This window comes from Sphaerotilus sp. FB-3 (assembly GCF_023706025.1).
In the GTDB taxonomy this organism is placed as follows: Bacteria; Pseudomonadota; Gammaproteobacteria; order Burkholderiales; family Burkholderiaceae_C; genus Sphaerotilus; species Sphaerotilus sulfidivorans.
This window is the reverse complement of sequence record NZ_BQWE01000011.1, coordinates 52,754-73,051: the sequence shown is the minus strand read 5'-3', so window position 1 is coordinate 73,051 and position 20,298 is coordinate 52,754. Positions and strand designations below refer to the sequence as shown.

Below are 20,298 nucleotides of genomic sequence, written 5' to 3'. Positions count from 1 at the left end.
GGCCCGCATGCGTACTTCCCGTGCGCAAGGGCCTGAAAGCGGGGTTCATGCCGCCAGCCGCAGTGCTCATGCAGAAAAGGCATAAAGATGTGCAGGAACACCCGCCTGTGCCAGAACGGCACAGGCTCGGCGTGAGCGCGCGGAATCAGCCTGCGGCGCGGCTGCCTCGACGCGCACTGCACATCGACAGCGGCCACCGATAGCGCGGATGCCTAGAATCCGCCCATGCCCACCATCGCCATCGACACCGGAGAGGTGGTCCAAGGCAACCTGCCACGCAAGGTGGCGGCCATCCTCAAGGAATGGTGTGCCACCCACCGCGACGAACTGCGTGCCAACTGGGAGCGAGCACAACGCTTCGAGCCGCTGGAACGCATCCAAGGAGCTGACCGTGATTAAGGTGCTGACCCTCGACCATGCAGGCGACTTCGAACTGGTCCTGACCTTCTCGAACGGTGCGCGAGGACGTTTCGACGGGGGCGCCTATCTGTCCACGCGCCAAGGTCCGCTGCTCGCCCCCCTGCGCCAAGCCGACTACTTTCGGCGCTGCTTCGTTGAGGCAGGTGCTGTCTGCTGGCCGAACGGGCTGGAACTGAGTGGGGCGCGGGTGTTCGAGTTGAGCCATCCGCTGAGCTTGGCGGCTTGATCCTTCTGGCATAGGCGGCCGGTCAGACGTCGTCCCCATCCGCCTTGGGCCGCAGTCGCACGGTCCAATGCCCGCCGGGTTCCTGCTGGAGCGTGAACAGGTCATCGGTCATCGGTGTGGCCAAAGCCGGCCCCGACGAACCAAGTTGCGCCGGAAGACTCGTGTGGGCATGCGCTACTCATGCGGCTTACGCCTCGTTGAATATCCCTTTCCTTTGACAGGCGTCGAGAAAAGGTTTTTTAAGGAAATTGCAGTCGGTGAATGGGCGTTTTTCGGTGTTGAGCGCCAACGCCTGGAGAAAATCTTGAGGATCTTTCCCGAGCTCTCTCCATTCATCCAGCACTTGCGTGAGCCACGCCTTTCCATCACTTTCTGTACAAAGCTTCAACTTGTAGCGCTCTTCGATGCCGTACACGTCCTTCCACGTGTCAATCTCCTGTGCGACGGCCGCAGGGCCAAATTGCAGGGCGATGTCTGCCGGGTGCAGCCTGGCAATGTCTGCATGCTGCAGGTCGATTTGCAGCTCAATGGAATGCGGCGTTGTCTTGTAGGGGTAGAAGATCGGACGGCGATGAACCGCCCCTGCTGGATCCTTGATCGGATAGGCGGGATCCTTGCTGGTTTTGTAGCTGCTGTTGCAGTGATGACAGGCCGGGACAAGATTGCGAAAGTTGATGGAGTTAAACGGGTAAAGTGCTTTGGGGAAGTAGTGATCGTAGGCTTCACGAGGAGTGTGGTTTGGCCCTAGCAAATCGCTCATGCCGCAAAACGGGCACTTCCCAGTATTGTTGATTTTTACAAAGGTCTTGTAATGATTGTCGATGTCACCGATCTCGGCGCGCAGTGCGGCGAGTCCTAGAAGCGACTGCGAGTACAAGTCTTTGAAGAATGCGCCAAGTTGGGCTGCAAGGTCTTTGTGATTGATGGCAATGTCAGCGTAACGAGCGACGTGTGTTGCCGGATCATTAGCGCATACTTTTTCCAGATCGTTATTGCCTTGGTACCAACACTTGAATTGATCGATCTCCGTCGCTGAGAGTAGCGCAAATAGTTCGTAGATCGCTTTCACGTCTTTGTAAAACGTCTTCCCCCGCTCTGCCGCCTTTGCAGAGAATCCAAACTTCGTCATGATCTCCTTTAGGTCTGAATTTCCAACGAACAGATCAGGATGGAAGTCCAGACCGACGGGAGCCTTGCACCATACCTCATGAAAGATGAAGTCGATGAACGCCTGCATCTTTTCCATCTGGTGCGGAACGTAGGTGTACGGAAACAGCATCAGCCCTGCGCCTCCCCGTTGCGTGGCGGATCGCTGTCGAGGATGGCTTTGATCAACAGCACCTTTTCCACTGAGTCACCAAGCTGCCGGTGAATTTCCGTGATCAAGGCTTCCTTTTCTTCGTCGCCCTGTTCAAAACGAGCACGCAGTGCCTCCAGCAAGGCCTGCGCATGGCCGCCGATGGTTTCGCGCTTGCCGAAGGTGCTCATGGTGATCTTGTTGATCGAAGCGCCCAGCGTGTTGTAGTCCGGGTGGCTGATGCTGACCTTGCCACTGGTTTTGTCCTTGGTAAACACCAGGACCTTCTCCGGCTTGCTATCGGAAATCAAGAATGGCGTGTGGGTGGTGATCAGCATCTCCTGCGCGAACTCACCGTTGCCGGGCAGGCACTTGCGCAAGCGGCTGATGAAGTTGGCGCGCCAGTCGGGGTTGAAGTGCGTTTCGGGCTCGTCAAGCAGGAACAGGCTGTTGGTCTCGCGGAACAGCAGGCATAAGCCGAGGCTGTGCAGCAATTGATGTTCGCCGTCCGACAACTCCTTGAGCATCATCGGCTCGGCCACATCCTGCTTGGTGAAGCGCACAAACTTGAAGCGCATGATGCGCTGGTCAGATGCCAAGGTGGGCACCGTCTCGCTGACGTAGTGGCTGGTCGAGGTGTAGAGCTCGGTCTTCAGAACCTCGTTGACGGCATACAGGTTGAGTGTCAACAGCACCTGAAACGCCTGGAACAGTGCCAGCGCTGAACCATCGAAGTTCTCGCGGAATGCCTGCCGGGTTGCCTCATTCACCCAGTAGTCGAGCACCAGGGTATCGCTGGCGTCATCAATGTAACTGAGCGTGGCACAACGCTTGAGCGCGCTCACCACCAATGAGGACTTCTCGTCACCCTCCAGCAGCTGCAGCATATTCAGGCGATATCGCGTGTTGCCCAGTTCGTCGGTTTCGGCGTGCAGGGCCGGGTTGCCTTTGGCGACAGCCTCCAGCGACTGGCGCGCATTTTCGTCTTCGCTGGTGAAGGCGGCCAGTTGCTCCGGCCGCAATTCGATGCTGCGGCGCAGGATGATGCGGAATTCCCGCAATGCCTCGATACCCGCATCCTCGCAGAAGGGCTGCAGTGTGGCATCGTCCTGAAATAGCAGGTTGCACAGCAGGATGGCCTGACTGAATCCGCTGTCCAGATAGGCCAGTCGACTTTCGGGGTGGCCGGGGTAGCTGAGTTGCCGGGTCAGCGCATTCCAGTACTCGTCGAACTGCACGAAACGCATCTTGAAGAACGGCAGGCTGAGGATTTCGTTCTCGCCCGAGGAATAACCCAGGACGTACTGCGGCAGCAGGATGTCGGCGTGTCCGCCCTTGAACGCCTCGACCACATCGGTGCTGAAGTCGCCCCGGTTCTCCCAAAGAAGGCGTACCGATTCGCCGGCGTTCTTCCTCACACCCACCTTCGCCCACGGCGGGCTGTCGGGGCTGCGGTGCTCGGCGGGCACGCGGATCAGGTAATCCAGTTCAAAGGCGACGGGCGAAACGTCCAGTGCCTCGTCCTGCAGGGCTTCGGGCAGAAAGCTGCGGCGCACGCGCAGCACTTCCAGCTGAAAGAAGATGGCCGCCAGCGCTTCGAGCAGGTTGGATTTGCCGCTGCCGTTGGGCCCGGCGCAGACGAAGGGCGCAAAGTCGGTCGCTTGCACCAGCTCGTTCTGCAAGCCCCACTCTGTGCGGAAGTGGTGCTCAAACCCGCAGGGCAGGCTGCGAAAGCCTTTGGGGTCAGTGATCTTGAGGCGCAGCAGCTTCATGCCAGGCTTTGCTCGGTGGCGGCTTTGAGATCAATGCGATTGCCGTCGTCGTCAAACGTCTGCATCAGGGCACCAGCGGCCAAGGACTCAAACACCCATGCTTTGATGATCTCGTAGTCGCTGGCACGCAGTTCGAAATCGTTGTCCGGGTGCAGTTCGCCTAGCCGGATTCGCACGGCAGCCATAAAGCGTTCGAGGCAGAAAGCCGCACTGCCCAACTGCGTGAGATAGGCCTCTAACCAGAAGTGCAGCAGCGGCGCAAGCTGTGTGCGGTCTTGCAGTGCGGGCAGCAGCAAATCGGTGTCGGGCAGATCGATCACCGGCGTGGTGATGGGCGCAGGCACGGCAGTGGCCACCGGGCTTTCTCCTTCAATGGGGGCGGTAGGCAAGGCCACCCGGGACAAATCCAGCTCACCCTTGAAGGCTTGCTGGCTTAGGGCACCGTAGAGGGCTTCGAGATCGGTGAGGCTCTGTTGGTAACGGGATTTGATGCCTTCGACTTTTTCTACGATGACAGCGAATTGATTCTGGATTTCAACGGGCGGCTTGATCATCGTGATCTTCTCAAAATCCCCTTTTGTCAGAATCTTCTTCATCCCTATCGTGGCGTGGCTCTGTATGTAAGCCCGAGACAGCTTGAACAAACCATACAAATACAGAGAGTTGACATCCTTGCCAGGCTGAATGGCATTGATCTGCTGATTGAACGACACCGTTCTGTCTGTTAGTGCGGCACGCCCGATTGATTCGACGCTACCCGCGATGCAGGCCACAAGCAACGCACCGTTCGTGACCGTTCTCGCCTTTTTCGCTCCAACCTCAGAAAGGTGCTCGGTGGCCGACGTAACGAAAACAGCATTACCGGTGATGTTGTCCGTCTTAATCCACTCGATGAAATTTCCATCGTAATTTGCAGATTCATTTCTGGGTGGCGTGTTGCCGGTCGAAATCTTGCCGAAGGCTTTCAACTCAGGTCTATCCCACCCCTTCTCATTCCGCACCGGGTCACCAAACATCTCCAGAAACACGCTCTTGAGCAGGGCGTCGAGTTGTTGCAGGTGTTGCTTGCGCTGGGTGATCAGCCCTTCCACTTTGCCGAGCAGATTGGCAATGCGGATTTGGTCGTCTAGGGGCGGTAGAGGGATTTCGAAGTTCTCGACGGCCGGTTTGGCCAGCTCCTTGAATGTTGCGCCGTTTCCTCGGGCCTGAAGAGCTTTTACATTAGCCTTGAGAACGTAGTAGAGGTACTCAGCATTTATGTCATTGCCCGGAACAAGACTCTTGAATCCTTGATTTGTACAGACAGGTACTTTATTTATCGCCAGAAGTCCAATTGGCGCTCTAGAGCTCAGCAGTACCGAGCCAATTGGGAGCATGGATGTAGAGCAGGAATCAAATCCTTCTTGGGTGATTTTTTCCTCAGAGTGCCACAAGTAGGGCGAAGACAAGCGGCTGATTTCCTTTGGTGTAACCCATGGAATATCACCGCCCCAGTATTCAGCTTTCTCCCTCTTTGGCGTCGATCCTGAGACAACTTTGCATACCTCTCCAAGGGTGACGACTCTCATCCCACCATCCCCTTCAACTCCAGCAATTCACGCACGATGCCGCTCTGCACTTTGCCCAGTTCCGCTTCATCCATATCCCCAACTTCGGCTTGAATCAGCCGATCCAGAATCACGCCCGGCGCGTCGTAGTGCACCTCCTCGAAGACATCCTGCTTGTAGCGTGAGAGCGAGAGGTCGTAGTTGTTCTTCTCTTCGGCAATCTCGCTGCGCGGCACCATGAAGCATTTGGAGGTGCGGTCGGTGTCAGTGGCGGCATCGCGAGCGTGAAATCTGGCGATGATGTCTTGCAGGTCGCCGTAGCCTTCCTGCTTGCTGCGCTTGTCGTCCAGCGAATAGCCATCGGCGGCCATTTCGTAAAACCAGACGTGTTCGGTGGCTGCCTTGCTCACCTTGTCTTTCGGCCCCCAGACCTTGGTGAACAGCAGAATGGCGGTGCTGACCCCGGCATAGGGTTTGAACACGCCGCTGGGCAGGGTGATCACGGCCTTGAGGTCGCAACGCTCAACCAGCATCTGGCGCAGCGTTTTGAACGCGCCGCCGGAGCCGAAAAGCACGCCCTGCGGCACGATCACGCAGGCGGTGCCACCCTTCTTGAGCAGGCGGTAAATGTTCTCGACAAACAGCAGTTCGGTCTTGGTGGTGGCAAGTTGCAGATGCTCGTTGATATCGCCCTTGTCGATGCTACCGGTAAAGGGCGGGTTGGCCAACACGATGTCGTATTCGGATTCTTCGGTATAGCTCTTGCTGAGCGTGTCTTTGTAGTCGATGTGCGGCTCGTCAATGCCGTGCATCATCAGGTTCATCAGCCCCAGGCGCACCATGGTCTGGTCGATGTCGTAGCCCCAGAGAGATTTGGCCAAAATGTCTTGCGCTCTTTCGGTGAGCGCAGCGGCGACCGAGGTGCGCACAAAGCCGTCTTCATCGGGTGCAAGGTCTTTGCTGCCCGCCTTGATGGCAAGCTGCGTGACGATGTACTGATAGGCGCCGAGCAAGAATCCACCAGACCCACAGGCCGGGTCTGCAATCTTGTGACCCAGTTGCGGCCGCACCAGATCGGCCATCAGTTTGATGATGTGGCGCGGCGTGCGGAATTGGCCGTTCTTTCCTGCGGTGGCGATCTCGGACAGCAGCATTTCATAAACATCGCCCTGGATGTCCTGAAAGGCTTGGCCGTTCTCGCGCGAATCGCGCTCCATGATCTCAAAGAGGCCATCAATGGTCTTCACCGCCTCCACCAGCAGGGCTGGTTTTTGGATGATGAAGACGGCATTCCTCATGTGATGGGTGAAATTGGACTCCGCGCCGTTGAGGTCTTTGAGGAAAGGAAAAACCTTGCCCTGCACGTGCGGCAGCATCGCTTCAGCCTGCATGTGCTTGAATTCGCTCCAGCGCAGCTCAGCGCGGTCAATAGCATACCGGCCGGGTTCCGGTTGCTGCCTGTACTCTGGCGGTATCCAAAATCCGCTGAACTTTGAGCGATATTCAATGCCAATCCATTCCGCATCGGCTTGGCGCTTCTGGTCCAGCTCATCGAGCCGTTTCATGAACAGCAGGTAGGTGATTTGCTCGATGGCGGTGAGCGGGTTGCTGATGCCGCCGCTCCAGAACTTGTTCCAGAGCTGGTCGATCTTACTTTTGAGTTCGGGGTTGTTTTGCAGCATGGTGTGCTTGTTATTCAAGCAGCCAACCGTTCGGTCAACTGCAGAATCTCGTTGATTTCAAGTGGGCTGAACACGCCACGGATGCCTTGCGGATGGATGACCGTGAAGGGGGCGTTGATCAGGTCCTTCTTCTCCACCTTTTCGCGCTCGATGATGAAGCCCTTCAGCAGATTGAGAAATTCCATCTGCCGGCTGCTGAGCGTGGTGTGGGCGCGGATGAATTGGTCGAATGCGGCGCTGACCTCGTCCGGGAAGCTCCTGAGCACTTCAATACCCAGGATGTGGCGGATGAACTGGATGAAGCGCGCCTTGCGGTTCTTGTAGACCTGCCGCAGCAGGCCTTCGGTGATGTGGGGGTGTTCTTCGTGCAGCAGCTCGGCCAGTTCGTTGGCTTCTTCGCTGCTCACCGCCTCGCCGTTCTTGATCTTCTGCAGTACCGGGTTGTGCGCGGTGAGTTCGGCAATCAGGCTTTCCACCATTTCGCGGTAGCGGGTGATGCTGACCGCTTCGTGCTGCGGGCCGAACTCCACCCATTCCTTCTTGTGCAGCTCATCGGCCAGATCGAGGTGGGTTTGCTCCTGCCCGGTGGATTGCTCGCGGAATTTCATCAGCGGGCCAAGTTTGGCGACCAGTTCGTCGAAGGCGTCTTCATCCGCCTTGGCCCAGTAGTGGCTGGTTTGCGCGGCGCGGATCAGCGCCCCTTCCTGCTTGACGAAGCTGACCGAGAGCGGCAGTTCGCTGATCTGCTCGACGATGCCTTCCTTGAGGGTGTCGGCCTTTTCCTTTTCTTCGCTCAAAACGGCCAGCGAGTACTCCAGCAGGTCGCGCTCGAAGCGCATGGCCTTGAAGTCGGCCTCGGAGACGCTGCGGAACAGCGGCTTGATTTCTGCGCGCAGGAACTCCAGCCGGTCGTGGCTGAGGCTGGTCCAGAAGTTGTCGTCGTCCAGCCGCGCCAGCGCAGCGGCGGCTTCCTTGATCACCACCGACTCTTTGGGCAACGCCGCAATCTGCAGGCGGAGCTTGGCGATTTCCCGCGCTGCGATGTCGGAATGGCCGCTGTCATTGGCTTTTTCAATCTTGTCGAGGCGCAGGCCCACCAGTCGCACCGGCAGCGGCAACTGGGCTTTCAGGTCCTTGCCCTTGGGGTTGAGCTTGAAGTATTCGAAGTTGTCCCAGCAGTCGAGGATCAGGAACACATCCTTCTCAAGACACCAGGGCTTGGGCTTGCTGGTTTCCAGCAGGCGTGTGCCGCGCCCGACCATCTGCCAGAACTTGGTGTACGAGTAGACCGGCTTGGCGAACACGAGGTTGACGATCTCGCGCACGTCGATGCCGGTATCGAGCATGTCCACGCTGATGGCAATACGCGGCATGTCGTTGTTGGTGAACTGATCGAGCAGGCCGCCTTTGCCGTAGACGCGCGGGTCGTCCGACACCAGCACCTTGGCCAATTCACCGTGGTGTTGCGGGTAGAGCTTGTCGAAGATCTCTTCCATGCGCCGGGCGTGGGCCTTGGTGGCGCAAAAGAAGATGGTCTTGCCGGGCAGCACACCGTTGGCGTCCTTGATGGCCTCTTCCATGAACTCGCGGACGATCAGGGTGTTGGTGCCCTTGTTGATCACCTGCTTTTCAAGCTGAGTGCCCTCGAAGTTGATGTCTTCAACCTCTTTGCCCTGGAGGATCAGCTTCTTTTGGTCTTCCAGGGAAATCGTGCGCTTGCTGATGCCTTCCATCTGGAACTTGGTCTGAATCTTCATGACCTGGAAGTTGCAGAGGTAGGGAGGCACGTTGTTCACAGCTTCTTCATAGGTGTAGGCAAACGTGGGAATGCCGTCTTCGCAATGGAAAAGCTGGAAAGTGTTGTGGTCGATGATGTCGGTCGGCGTAGCCGTCAGACCCAGCGTGATGGCTTTGAAGTAGTTGAGTACTTCGCCGAAGGTGTTGTAGATGGAGCGATGGCTCTCATCAACGACGATGAAGTCGAAAAAGTGCGGCGACAGGTGCTGCGCGTCGTCCCGGATGATGTTCAGCATCGTCGGGTAGGTGGCGACGTACACACGGCGGTCCGTGGCAATCAGCTTTTCGCCCACATTGGGCCAACGCGGCTCGTTGGGCATGTGCTCCTTGAAGGCGGCCAGCGCCTGCTCTCGCAACGCGATCCGGTCAACCAAGAACAGGACCTTCTCGGCGTGGCCGGCACGCATCAGCGCGTCAACCATGGCAATACAAGTTCGCGTCTTGCCGGTGCCAGTGGCCATCACCAGTAGGAAATTGCGCTTTTTCTGTTCGATGCCTTCGAGCACTGCGCGAATCGCGCGGATCTGGTAGTCACGGCCAGCAATCGAGGTGTTGATGAACTCCTGCGTTAACGGCTTGCGATTGCGGCGGATGTAGGCAAAGCGCTCCAGATCGTCACGGGTGGGGAAGCCGACCACCTTGCGCGGCGGCGCGTTCTCTAGATCCCAGAAATAGAGCTCGTGACCGTTGGTGTAGAAGCAGAACGGCAACTCGCACCTTAGCTGCTTCTGAATGTTGTAGCAGTACTGCTTCGCTTGCTCGCGGCCGATGGCGGCATCGCGACTGGTCTTCTTGGCCTCGATTACGGCCAGCGGCTTGCGGTCTTTGCCGAGCAGGACGTAATCGCTGAATTGGTGGCCCTCGTAGAACGTGCGCGGCTCCGCTACCACATCGGGCAGGGCGGTAAGGATGTCGAATTCCTCAACAACCTGGGTCGGATCTTTCACGTCCCAACCTGCCAAGGCAAGTTGCTGGTCGATCAGTTCCGATCTAGTTTGGGCCTCAGTTTTCGTCATTTTTCTCCCTCTCGCCACTACGGCGCAACACGGCACGACCAAACTGGGCAGCCACGCGCAACGCGTGCTCCAGCAGCTCCAGGGCGGTGTTATCACAGTCGACTAACACCGTGACACGACTCTCTTGAGACCCTGTAGCAGACATCTTGGATTTCCTCGGCCTCCAAGCGATAAGGCCGCCTCCCGGCGGCCTCCAATGGTCAAACGCGCAGCGCGATCACCCAGCCGCCCGTTTCGCCAGAATCTCAAACGCCGGCAGGGTCTTGCCTTCCAGCACTTCCAGGAAGGCGCCGCCGCCGGTGGAGATGTAGCCGACGTCACCCTCGATGCCGTACTTGGCGATCGCGGCCAGCGTGTCGCCGCCGCCGGCGATCGAGAAGGCCTCGGACTCGGCGATCGCGCGCGCCAGCGTCTCGGTGCCCTTGGCGAAGGCATCGAACTCGAACACGCCCACCGGGCCGTTCCAGACGATGGTGCCGGCAGCCTTGAGCTGGGCGGCCAGGATCTCGGCGGTCTTCGGGCCGATGTCGAGGATCAGGTCGTCGTCGGCGACATCGGTGGCGGCCTTGACGGTGGCTTCGGCGTCGGCCGAGAAGACCTTGGCGCAGACCACGTCGACCGGAATCGGCACGGCGGCGCCGCGCGCGGCCATCGCCTCGATCACCGCCTTGGCTTCACCGACCAGGTCGGCCTCGGCCAGCGACTTGCCGATCTTCAGGCCCGCGGCCAGCATGAAGGTGTTGGCGATGCCGCCGCCGACGATCAGGCCGTCGACGTTGTTGGAGAGGGCCTTCAGGATGGTCAGCTTGGTCGAGACCTTCGAGCCCGCGACGATCGCCACCAGCGGGCGCTTCGGGTTGGCCAGGGCCTTGGAGATCGCGTCGATCTCGGCGGCCAGCAGCGGGCCGGCGCAGGCGACCGGGGCGAACTGGGCGATGCCGTAGGTCGAGGCCTCGGCGCGGTGCGCGGTGCCGAAGGCGTCATGCACGAAGACATCGCACAGCGCGGCCATCTTCTGCGCGAGATCCTCCTTGTTCTTCTTCTCGCCCTTGTTCAGGCGGCAGTTCTCGAGCATCACCACCTCGCCCGGGGCGACCTCGACGCCGTCGACCCAGTTCGAGACCAGCCGGACCTCGCGGCCGAGCAGCTCGCTCATGCGGGCGGCGACCGGCGCCAGGGTGTCTTCGGGCTTGAATTCACCTTCGGTCGGGCGGCCGAGGTGGCTGGTGACCATCACGGCGGCACCGGCGTCGAGCGCCATCTTCACGCACGGCACGGACGCACGGATGCGGGTGTCTTCGGTGATGTTGCCTGCGTCATCCTGCGGCACGTTCAGGTCGGCGCGGATGAAGACGCGCTTGCCGGCGATCTTGCCGTCGGCGATCAGGTCCTGGAGGCGGAGAACTTTCATGGTGGGTCGCTGTTGCGGAGTTGATGAAACAGGGAAAGGAAGAGGACAAGCCGGGGCGGGCGGGGCGGGGCGCGGTCCGGGCTACCAGCCCAGCCCGATGCGCAGCGGCAGGAAGACCGCCATGCCGACGACGATGGTGCCGAGAATGCCGCGGCGGAAGAAGAACCAGGCCACCGCCACCGCCGCGCCGATCAGCCGGGCGTCGAGCGGCGTGGCGATCAGCGCGCCGTTCTTCATCAGCACCTCGGGCGCGATGATCGCCACCAGCGCGGCCAGCGGCGCGTACTTCAGCGCGCGCCGCGCCCACGGCGGCATCGGCAGCTCGCGCTCGGGCAGCATCAGGAAGCTGCGGGTCAGCACGGTGACCAGCGCCAGGCCGAGAATGGTGAAGAAGGCTTCGAGGCTGGACATCGTGCGTTCGTGCTCCGCGGACGGATCGGTCAGGAAGGACGCCGGGCGGGCTGCACCGCGCCGATCGGGCGCCCGCCCCCGCCGCCGGGCATCTCCATCATCAGGCCGGCGGCCACCGCTGCGGCCACCGCGACGACGATGTTGAGCTTGTAGGGCAGCGCGAAGGCCGCCACCGCGGCGGCGGCCGCCACGCCCGCGCAGACCCAGGTCGCGCGGTCGACCAGCAGCGAGCAGGTCAGACCGATCAGCGCCAGCGTGCCGGCGAATCCCAGGCCCCACTGCGCCGGCACGCCGTCGGCCAGCACGATGCCCAGGATCGACGGAATCTGCCAGCCCAGCCACAGCAGCAGTGCCCCGCCAAGAAAATACGCGATCTGGCCCGACTGCGGCTCGGGCTCGGGCCAGCGGCGCATGAACATCGCGTAGCTGACATCCGCACCCAGATAGCCCAGCGACATGCGCTGCCAGCGCGGCAGGTGGCCGAAATAGAAGCGCCACTGCGCGCTGTAGATGACGAAGCGCAGATTGACGACGAAGCCGGTCAGCAGCACCACCCAGATCGGCGCACCGGCGGCGATCAGCGGCAGCGAGGCCAGCTGCGACGAGCCGGCATAGACGGTCAGCGACATCAGCAGCGCCAGCCAGGGATCGAGCCCGCTGCGCACCATGGCCACGCCGGTGACCAGGCCCCAGGCGGCCAGACCCGGCACCATCGGCGCCATGTCCCGCAGGCCACGCCGGAATTCCGGATGGCGACAGAGGGACTGCACATGCCGCTTCAGTGCGGCCGCAGGAGAGCCGGGGGAAGACATCCCTCGATTGTCACATCGGGAGCGGTCCTGCGGATCAGGTCCGGCACGCGGACCTCAGGGATTGCGCCGCAATGGCGGCCGGTGCGTCGACCGGGTGCGGCGGATCGATCAGTGCGTCGACTTGCCGTGGGCCTTGTCGTCGGCCTTGGCCTTGGGCTCGTCGATGATTTCCTCGTCCTCGGCCGGCTTGGGCTTCTTCTTCTTCGACGGCTCGACCGGGCGCGGCACGACCGGCGCGATGCCCTCGAGCTTGTTCTCGCGCATGTACTCGTCCATCTCGCGCCAGCCGGTGTAGACGGAGGCCTTGACCGCCTTCGGATTGAGGGTGTAGCAGTCCTCGATCGCACGCATCGCGTGGCGGCAGGCGCTGCCGATGGCCTTGCCCTCGGCCTCGTTGCGGGCGGCGACGGCTTCGCCGGACTCGATGCCGAGCAGGTCGCAGCTGGCCAGCAGGGGCAGCGCGGCGAGCAGGGCGATGACGGAAAGTCTCGGCAGTCTCATGGCGGGGGGAGGGCAAGCGGAGGGCGGGGGCTGCCTCGCTTATCGTCTGTCGCCCGGAGCGACTTGAGCAGTCCGGGCGAGGCGCCCCGTTTCAGCCCAGCCGCTCGCCAGGGCGGATGTCACAGCCGGCCAGCCATTCGCGCACCGGCTGACGCCGCCCGCCCGGGCGCTGCACCCGCTCGATCTCCAGCGCGCCCTCGCCGCAGGCCACCCGCAGCAGGCCGGCGTCGCCCGGCAGCACCTCGCCGGGCGCGCCCTGCCCTGGCGTCGGCCGGGCCTGCCAGACCTTGATCGCCTCGGCACCGCGCACGAAGCTCGCGCCGGGAAAGGGATCGAAGGCGCGCACCCGGCGCGCGATCACCGCCGCCGGCAGCGTCCAGTCGATCGCCGCCTCCTTCTTGTCGATCTTGTGCGCGTAGTTCACGCCCTCCAGCGGCTGCGGCACCGGCTGCAGGCGCCCGGCCGCCGCATCGGCCAGGGCCGCGACGATCATGCGCCCGCCCAGCAGCGCCAGCCGGTCATGCAGCAGCGCGGTGGTGTCGTCCGGGCCGATCGGCTCGCGCGCGACCGAGAGCATGTCGCCGGTGTCCAGCCCTTCGTCCATCTGCATGATGGTGATGCCGGTCTCGGCGTCGCCGGCCTCGATCGCGCGGTGGATCGGCGCCGCGCCGCGCCAGCGCGGCAGGATCGAGCCGTGAATGTTCAGGCAGCCCAGGCGCGGCAGCGCCAGCACCCAGCGCGGCAGGATCAGGCCGTAGGCGGCGACCACCAGCACATCCAGACGCGCGGCCAGCAGCGCCTCGCGCGCGGCCGCTGCCTCGTCGGGGAAGCGGCCGTCGAGCTTCAGGCTGGTCGGCTGCGCCACCGCGATGCCGTGCTCCAGCGCGAGCTGCTTGACCGGCGAGGGCTGCAGCTTCATGCCGCGCCCGGCCGGGCGGTCGGGCTGGGTCAGCACCAGCGGCACCGAGATGCCGGCGGCCAGCATCGCCGCCAGCGCCTCGCGGGCGAACTCCGGCGTGCCGGCAAAGCCGACGCGCAGCGGCGCGAGAGCTGCAGGTGTCGGGAGCGCGCTCATTCCGCGGCCTCGTCCTCGCGGCCGCGCTTGAGCAGCTTGGTGCGGATGCGGTTGCGCTTGAGCGGCGAGAGGTACTCGACGAAGACCCGGCCCATCAGGTGGTCCATCTCGTGCTGGATGCAGATCGCCAGCAGGCCGTCGGCCTCGAGGTCGAAGGAGCGGCCCTCGCGGTCGAGCGCGCGCACCGTGACGCGCTCATGGCGCTCGACCTTGTCGTAGATCGTCGGCACCGACAGGCAGCCCTCGTCGCCGACCACACGCTCCGGGCTGCGCACGATCAGCTCCGGGTTGATCAGCACCAGCTGCTCCGTGCGGTCTTCGGAGACATCGATGACGATCAGGCGCTCGTGCACATCGACCTGGGTCGCGGCCAGGCCGATGCCGCGCGACTTGTACATCGTCTCGAACATGTCGTCGATCAGCGTGCGGATGCGCGCATCGACGGCCGCCACCGGCTTGGCGACCTTGTTCAGGCGGGGATCGGGATAGCGAAGAATGGTCAGCAGGCTCATGGCGATGACGATGGCGATCGGTCGCGACGCGACAGTGAAGGGCAGGCCCGAAGCGGCAGAAGTGGCAAAACAGCCGATTTCATTGCAGCCTCAGGGCTTCGGGGGCAGAATCGACGAGTCTGAATGAAGTGTTTCGCGCGGGCCTGCCGGGTCGGCGCACGGAGAAGAACTCCATGATCCTGTGCCACGGCGAGCACGCTCGAACCCGGCGCGCCCTCGCCAGCCCCTCAAGGCTGCTGGCGGCGACGCTGCTGGGCCTGTCGCTCCAGGCGACTCACGCAGCCCCCGATTATCCGGTCACTGCCGCGCAGCGCAGCACGGCCCGACAGGTCGCCGAGGCCGGCGTGCCGCTTTCCGAGCTGGCGCCCAACGCGCCCGAAAGCCATGTCGTGCGCCGCGGCGACACGCTCTGGGACATCTCGAAGCTCTTCCTGCGCAGCCCCTGGCGCTGGCCGGAACTCTGGGGCATGAACCTGGAGCAGATCCGCAATCCGCACCTGATCTATCCGGGCCAGGAGCTGGTGCTGGTACGCGAGGGCGGCCGCGCGCGGCTGCAGTTCGGCCGCGCCGGCTCGGGCACGGTGAAGCTCTCGCCGCGGGTGCGCGCGGGCGATGTCGACAACGGGCCGCTCGCCTCGATCTCGCTGCACCTGATCGAGCCCTTCCTGAACGACGCGATCGTGCTCGAGGCCGACGAGCTGGACAAGGCGCCGCGCATCGTCGCCGGCCGCGAGGGCCGGGTGCTGCTCGGCCGCGGCGACACCGCCTATGTGCGCGGCGAGATGCCGCCGCTGCGCAACTGGCGCGTCTTCCGCCAGGCCCGGCCGCTGCTCGATCCCGACACCCGGGCGCTGCTCGGCTACGAGGCGGCCTTCGTCGGCTCGGCCGAATATGTCCGTCCGGGCAGCGTGACCGCCAGCGCCGATGGCAAGACCCAGGAGATCGTGCCCGGCACGGTGGTGCTGACGACGCTGCGCCAGGAAGCCGGCGCCGGCGACCGCCTGGCGCAGGCCCCGACCCGCGACACCACCAATTTCGTCCCGCATGCGCCCTCGGCGCCGATCGCCGGGCGCATCGTCTCGATCTACGGCGACGGCATGTCGGCCGGCCAGAACCAGATCGTCGCGCTGAACCGTGGCCGGGTCGACGGCATCGAGCGCGGCCATGTGCTGGCGATCCAGCGCGCCGGCGAGCGCATCGCCGATCGCACCGACCCGCAGCGGGCCGCGCTGCAGCTGCCCGACGAGACGCACGGACACCTGTTCGTGTTCCGCGTCTTCGAGCGGGTGGCCTACGCGCTGATCCTCGACGCGCAGACCGCGGTGCGCCCCGGCGACCGCTTCACCCAGCCCTGAGCCAGGCCGGGAGCGCGACGATGCCGCTGGCCGGACACGCGCCCGACGAGATCGCCGCCTGGCTGCGGCTGCTGCAGACGCCGGGCTGCGGCCGCCAGCGCGCGCGCCAGCTGCTCGCGGCCTTCGGCTCGCCCGAGGGCGTGTTCGCCGCCTCGTCGGTGGCACAGCGCCAGATCGTCGGCGAGGCGCTGGTGCAGGCGCTGCGCTCGCCGCCCGACGGACTGGATGCGCTGGTCGACGCCACGCTGGACTGGCTCGCGCATCCCGACCACCATCTGCTGATCCTCGGCGACGAGGGCTACCCGCCGGGCTGGATGCACATGCCCGACTCGCCGCTGCTGCTGCACCTGCACGGCGCACCGCAGCGCCTGAACGACCGCGATCTGATCGCGCTGGTCGGCAGCCGTCATCCGACCGCCAGCGGCGCCGCGCTGGCGCGCGAGTTCGCCGCCGGACTGGGTCGCGACGGCCTGGGCATCGTCTCCGGACTGGCGCAGGGCATCGACGCGGCCGCCCATCTGGGCGCGCTGGATGCCGACGCGCCGACGGTGGCGGTCATCGGCACCGGCATCGACCGCTGCTATCCGCGCCAGCATGAGGCGCTGGCCGCGCGCATCGTCGCTGCTGGCGGCCTGATCGTCAGCGAGCATGTGCTCGGCACCGGACCGCTGGCACCGCATTTCCCGCAGCGCAACCGGCTGATCGCCGGGCTGTCGCTGGGCACGCTGGTGGTGGAGGCCGCGCTGCAGTCGGGCTCGCTGATCACCGCGCGGCTGGCGCTGGAGAGCAACCGCGAGGTGTTCGCGATCCCGGGCCCGATCCGCAGCCCGCAGTCGCGCGGCTGCCACCGGCTGATCCGCGATGGCGCGCGGCTGGTCGAGTCGGTCGAGGACATCCTGGAGGACCTGCGGCCGCTGCGCCGGGCGCCCGCCACCGACGAGATGCCGGAGACGGCAGCGGCGGCGGCGGCCACCACTGCGCCCGATGTGCAGGACGACGTCTCCGACCCGATCCTCCAGGCCCTGGGCTGGAGTCCGGCCACGCTGGACGCGCTGCAGGCGCGCACCGGCTGGGCCACGCCGCAGCTGCAGGCCCGGCTGCTCGAGCTGGAAATGCTGGAGCAGATCGTCCGGCTGCCCGGACAGATCTTTCAACGCCAGAATCGTGCGTGACCCCGCTCACGGGGGCCGGCCGGCACGGGTTCTCCGGGTCACCATGCCCTCGGGTATAGTGAATCCATGTTCGACGTGCTCGTCTACCTCTACGAAAACTACTGGCGCCCGGACTCCTGTCCGGAGCATGACCAGCTGTCGCGCAAGCTGACCTCGGTCGGCTTCGAGAGCGACGAGATCGAGGAGGCGCTGAGCTGGCTCGACGGCCTGACCAGCGTGGCCGAGACCCAGGCGCAGATGCAGAGCGCGCTGTCGATGCGCATCTACACCGCCTCGGAGCAGGACCGGCTCGGCACCGCCTCGATCGCCTTCCTGAGCTTCCTGGAATCGGCCGGCGTGCTGCCGGCGCACATGCGCGAGATCGCGGTCGACCGGGCGATGGCCGCACCGGGCGGATCGCTGGCGCTCGAGGACCTGAAGATCATCGTGCTGATGGTCTTCTGGAGCATGGGCGAGGAGCCCGACGCGCTGATCCTCGACGAACTCTTCGTCGACGACGCCGACCGCCTCATCCACTGACACGCCCAGGCCGGGCGTGACCGCAGCGCCTCAGTGCAGCAGCCGCGCCGGATCGGCGTCGAGCTTGGCCAGCGCGTTGCGGGTGGCGCGCACCGTCAGTGACTCCTCCTCGAAGGGCACCAGCAGGCCGGCCTGCAGGAAGGAGGCCAGGCGGTGCTTCTGGAACATGATGCCGCGCCCCTGCACCGACACGAACAGGCTGAACTGCTTGCGACTGCCCTGCCAGGCCAGCTGCACCGGCTCGATGCGGTCGCGGTAGTCGAGCCGGAACCAGTTGCCGACCGTCAGGTCGGCCACCCAGGCCACCATCGCCGGCGTCGGCATCGAGCCGCCCTCGGCGACCACCTCCAGATCCTGGGTCTCGTGGCCCGAGAGATCGCGCACCATCGACTCGTCGATCTCGATGTCACCGGCCTCGGGCAACAGATCCTCCAGCGCCTCGAGCTGCATCATCAGCTCGTCGAGACGCTCGGTCGGAATGGTGGCGGTGCGCGCCGAGAACGCCGCCTGCAGCGCATTGTTGATCGACTGCACATACTCGTCCTGCCGAGGCATCGGCACGCCGGCCGAGCCCATGCCCTCGCGCAACCGCTTGAGCAGCGGCGGCAGCCGGCGGATCGCCTCGGCCCGCTCCTCGCGCGAGACCTTGGCGCTGGCCAGCCAGATCAGGTCGGAGGCGACCTTGCTCATCGCCCGGGTCTGCTCGCTGCTGGCGCTGGTCTTGACCGCGGTGGTCGCCAGCACGTCGGCCCAGACATGGAAGAGGAACTGGCGCACGCTGTCGTGCACCGGCACCTTGTCGAGCATCTTGCGCATCTCGATGGTGTACTGGATCGCCATCGTCTCGCGCTGCTCGATCTGCTGCGCCAGCGACACGCCCTTGCTCGCGGCGACATGCTCGGTCTTGAAATACTCCTCGATGAAGCGCTCGAACTCGGTCAGCACCGTCTGGAAGACCCGCCGGCCGGTGTCCGGATAGGCCTCGACGACCTGGACGACACGCTTGATCTCGCGCTCCATCGGCTCGCTGACACCGGCCGCACCCACCTCGAAGCCCATCACGCAGCCGCCCATGCGGTCGATCAGCTTGCGCGCCGGATGGTCGATGGTGGCGAAGAAGTCGGGCTCGGCGATCGCCACCCGCAGCACCGGCATCTGCAGCCGCGCGAACCACACCCGCACGCTGGCCGGAATGCGCTCCTCGGTCAGCAGGCTCTGGAACATCAGCGCGACGATCTCGATGGTGGCGCGCTCGACCGGCGTGGTCGCGGCCTGCTTGAGCGCGACCTTGCGGCTCTGCAGTTCCTGCAGCAGTCCCGGCGTCGACACCGCGACCGCCTGCGACAGCACCGGCACGCCCGAAGCCGCACCGGCCGCGGAGGCACCACCGTCGAAGCGGCGGCGCACCGCCTGCTCGGCATCGCTGATCGCGGCGCTCAGCCCGGGCGAGGGCTGCACATGCGGATGCGCGATGGTCGAGCTGTAGAAGTCGGGCACCTGCCGCGCGACCAGGCGATTGAGCCGGCCCAGCACCGCCTCGGCCTGCTCGATGCTGCGCAGCAGGCCCGGCGAGTGCGTCATCATGCGCGTCTCGTCATGCACATCACGCAGCGGCACCGGCACGGTGGCCGCACCGGCGGAAGACGGCGGCGACACATCCGCCATCATCGTCGGCGCGTAGAGATGGGCATCGCGGCTGTCTGGCGCCGCCGTGCCGCCAGGCTGGCCGGCACGGGCCGCGCCGCCCGACCCGCCGCCACCGACCCAGGCCGAGCCACTCGCCCCGCCCGTGACGCCGCCACCGCCACTGCCGCCAGAGACGGCACCGCTCGCGCCTCCAGCTCCGCCCCCCGAGGCGGCACCGGAGCCGCCGCCCGAACCGCCCGAAGCCCAGCGGGACGACGTCGACGACTCGGGGCGGGTCTCGTTGCGGTTCAGATGGGCAGGAGAGGGAAAGCGCTCCTGCGGCGGCTGGGACAGGCCCCCGGGCCGGGCCGCCGCGGGCGCAGCGCCCACCGCCGGATCCGGCGAGAAGCCGCCCGCGCGCGACACGCGGCCGTCGTCCTTGCTGCGGCGAATGAAATGGCGCAGATTGACCTCGGGACAGACGCCCTGCCCGATCAGCCAGCGATTGACCTCGTGATAGGCCTCATGGATGAGCGCCGCGAACTCCTCGTGCAGCATCGGCTGCAGCACCCGCCAGGCCTCGGCGCTGAAGCCGGCGGTGAACCAGCTCTCCGACACCGCACGGGCCAGCGCGTGCGGGCGCAGCACATCCAGCGCGTCGAGTTCGTCTCGGTGATCGAGCGCCGCCATCCGGTAGCGCAGATCCGAGAACTCCCAGCTGGCCTTGTCCAGCAGCGCCATCGCCATGTGCGAGACGACGATCTCCTGGTCGACCGAGGCGTCGTCGACGATCGCGAGCTCGTCGGCGCGGGTGGCATTGCGCCCCGCACCCTGCGGAGCAACCTGACGACCGGCTGCCGCCTGCTGGAGCTGCTGCCCGAAGGCGGTGGCCCAGCGGCCGGACTGCAGCGGCAGGTCCACCAGCAGATCGCGGTAGACCGCGTGATGTGCCGACGGCGTGCGGGCCTGCTCGGCGATGCGGTCACGCACCCGCTCGGTCAGCGTGCCGGCCACCCGGGGCATCAGCCGCTGGAGCTGCTCGCAATAGAGTCGCCGCGCCTGTGCGGCCAGCAGCGAGGAGGGGGTTGCGGCAGCCATGGGAGAGGTGGGGGGAGGAGGAATCGACCGTCGGAATCTGGAAAAATAG

Annotated in this window: 18 protein-coding genes; 6 read left to right on the top strand and 12 right to left on the bottom strand. The window is 64.5% G+C overall.

Going from position 1 to position 20,298, the window contains the following annotated elements; genetic code table 11:
* The first annotated feature begins 225 nt into the window (after positions 1 to 225).
* Both NFT33_RS05385 and NFT33_RS05380 read left to right on the top strand, forming a co-directional pair.
* Positions 226 to 399: a DUF4160 domain-containing protein gene (locus tag NFT33_RS05385; protein ID WP_251673715.1), complete on the top strand. Its 174-nt coding sequence runs from the start codon at positions 226 to 228 to the stop codon at positions 397 to 399.
* Entirely contained in the window at positions 392 to 646 is a 255-nt protein-coding gene (locus NFT33_RS05380) for a DUF2442 domain-containing protein (protein ID WP_251673713.1), read from the top strand. The genes NFT33_RS05385 and NFT33_RS05380 overlap by 8 nt, the downstream gene beginning before the upstream one ends.
* A 187-nt stretch (positions 647 to 833) precedes the next feature.
* Here the strand turns inward: NFT33_RS05380 and NFT33_RS05375 are convergent, their stop codons facing one another.
* From NFT33_RS05375 to def, 11 genes are all read right to left on the bottom strand, one after another.
* Positions 834 to 1,925, bottom strand: a complete 1,092-nt coding sequence (locus tag NFT33_RS05375; protein ID WP_251673711.1) for an HNH endonuclease — start codon at positions 1,923 to 1,925, stop codon at positions 834 to 836.
* Complete coding sequence (locus NFT33_RS05370; protein WP_251673709.1) at positions 1,925 to 3,715, bottom strand: restriction system-associated AAA family ATPase; 1,791 nt, start codon at positions 3,713 to 3,715, stop codon at positions 1,925 to 1,927. Before NFT33_RS05370 ends, NFT33_RS05375 begins: the two co-directional genes overlap by 1 nt.
* On the bottom strand, positions 3,712 to 5,283 hold the full coding sequence (locus tag NFT33_RS05365; protein WP_251673707.1) for a restriction endonuclease subunit S: 1,572 nt from the start codon (positions 5,281 to 5,283) through the stop codon (positions 3,712 to 3,714). Before NFT33_RS05365 ends, NFT33_RS05370 begins: the two co-directional genes overlap by 4 nt.
* A complete protein-coding gene (locus NFT33_RS05360; RefSeq protein ID WP_251673705.1) occupies positions 5,280 to 6,944 on the bottom strand; it encodes a type I restriction-modification system subunit M in 1,665 nt (554 codons plus the stop codon). The genes NFT33_RS05365 and NFT33_RS05360 overlap by 4 nt, the downstream gene beginning before the upstream one ends.
* A gap of 14 nt (positions 6,945 to 6,958) precedes the next feature.
* Positions 6,959 to 9,757, bottom strand: a complete 2,799-nt coding sequence (locus tag NFT33_RS05355; protein WP_251673703.1) for a type I restriction endonuclease subunit R — start codon at positions 9,755 to 9,757, stop codon at positions 6,959 to 6,961.
* A gap of 217 nt (positions 9,758 to 9,974) precedes the next feature.
* Positions 9,975 to 11,168, bottom strand: a complete 1,194-nt coding sequence (locus tag NFT33_RS05350) for a phosphoglycerate kinase (RefSeq protein ID WP_251673701.1) — start codon at positions 11,166 to 11,168, stop codon at positions 9,975 to 9,977.
* A gap of 81 nt (positions 11,169 to 11,249) precedes the next feature.
* The gene (locus NFT33_RS05345; protein WP_220784732.1) at positions 11,250 to 11,579 is read right to left on the bottom strand and encodes an AzlD domain-containing protein; all 330 of its coding nucleotides are present in this window, start codon (positions 11,577 to 11,579) and stop codon (positions 11,250 to 11,252) included.
* A 29-nt stretch (positions 11,580 to 11,608) separates the two neighbouring features.
* A complete protein-coding gene (locus NFT33_RS05340) occupies positions 11,609 to 12,349 on the bottom strand; it encodes an AzlC family ABC transporter permease (protein ID WP_376744127.1) in 741 nt (246 codons plus the stop codon).
* Between the two features lie 150 nt (positions 12,350 to 12,499).
* Positions 12,500 to 12,892, bottom strand: a complete 393-nt coding sequence (locus tag NFT33_RS05335; protein WP_149504879.1) for a hypothetical protein — start codon at positions 12,890 to 12,892, stop codon at positions 12,500 to 12,502.
* 91 nt (positions 12,893 to 12,983) lie between these two features.
* Positions 12,984 to 13,931 carry a methionyl-tRNA formyltransferase gene (gene fmt / locus NFT33_RS05330; protein WP_251674082.1) on the bottom strand — a complete coding sequence of 316 codons (948 nt, stop codon included), beginning with the start codon at positions 13,929 to 13,931 and terminating at the stop codon, positions 12,984 to 12,986.
* A gap of 32 nt (positions 13,932 to 13,963) precedes the next feature.
* Positions 13,964 to 14,479 carry a peptide deformylase gene (gene def / locus NFT33_RS05325; protein WP_220784735.1) on the bottom strand — a complete coding sequence of 172 codons (516 nt, stop codon included), beginning with the start codon at positions 14,477 to 14,479 and terminating at the stop codon, positions 13,964 to 13,966.
* On the opposite strand from def, the gene NFT33_RS19155 reads away from it, so the two are divergent.
* From NFT33_RS19155 to NFT33_RS05310, 4 genes are all read left to right on the top strand, one after another.
* Positions 14,478 to 14,606 carry a hypothetical protein gene (locus NFT33_RS19155; RefSeq protein WP_259373207.1) on the top strand — a complete coding sequence of 43 codons (129 nt, stop codon included), beginning with the start codon at positions 14,478 to 14,480 and terminating at the stop codon, positions 14,604 to 14,606. The two genes, def and NFT33_RS19155, sit on opposite strands and share 2 nt — an antisense overlap.
* A gap of 46 nt (positions 14,607 to 14,652) precedes the next feature.
* Positions 14,653 to 15,834: a LysM peptidoglycan-binding domain-containing protein gene (locus NFT33_RS05320; protein ID WP_251673700.1), complete on the top strand. Its 1,182-nt coding sequence runs from the start codon at positions 14,653 to 14,655 to the stop codon at positions 15,832 to 15,834.
* Positions 15,835 to 15,854: 20 nt separating this feature from the next.
* The gene (dprA, locus tag NFT33_RS05315) at positions 15,855 to 17,006 is read left to right on the top strand and encodes a DNA-processing protein DprA (RefSeq protein WP_251673698.1); all 1,152 of its coding nucleotides are present in this window, start codon (positions 15,855 to 15,857) and stop codon (positions 17,004 to 17,006) included.
* A gap of 66 nt (positions 17,007 to 17,072) precedes the next feature.
* The gene (locus tag NFT33_RS05310; RefSeq protein ID WP_149504883.1) at positions 17,073 to 17,525 is read left to right on the top strand and encodes a Smg family protein; all 453 of its coding nucleotides are present in this window, start codon (positions 17,073 to 17,075) and stop codon (positions 17,523 to 17,525) included.
* A 30-nt stretch (positions 17,526 to 17,555) separates the two neighbouring features.
* On the opposite strand, the gene NFT33_RS05305 is transcribed toward NFT33_RS05310, so the two are convergent.
* Positions 17,556 to 20,249: a DUF1631 family protein gene (locus NFT33_RS05305; protein WP_251673695.1), complete on the bottom strand. Its 2,694-nt coding sequence runs from the start codon at positions 20,247 to 20,249 to the stop codon at positions 17,556 to 17,558.
* Positions 20,250 to 20,298 lie beyond the last annotated feature (49 nt).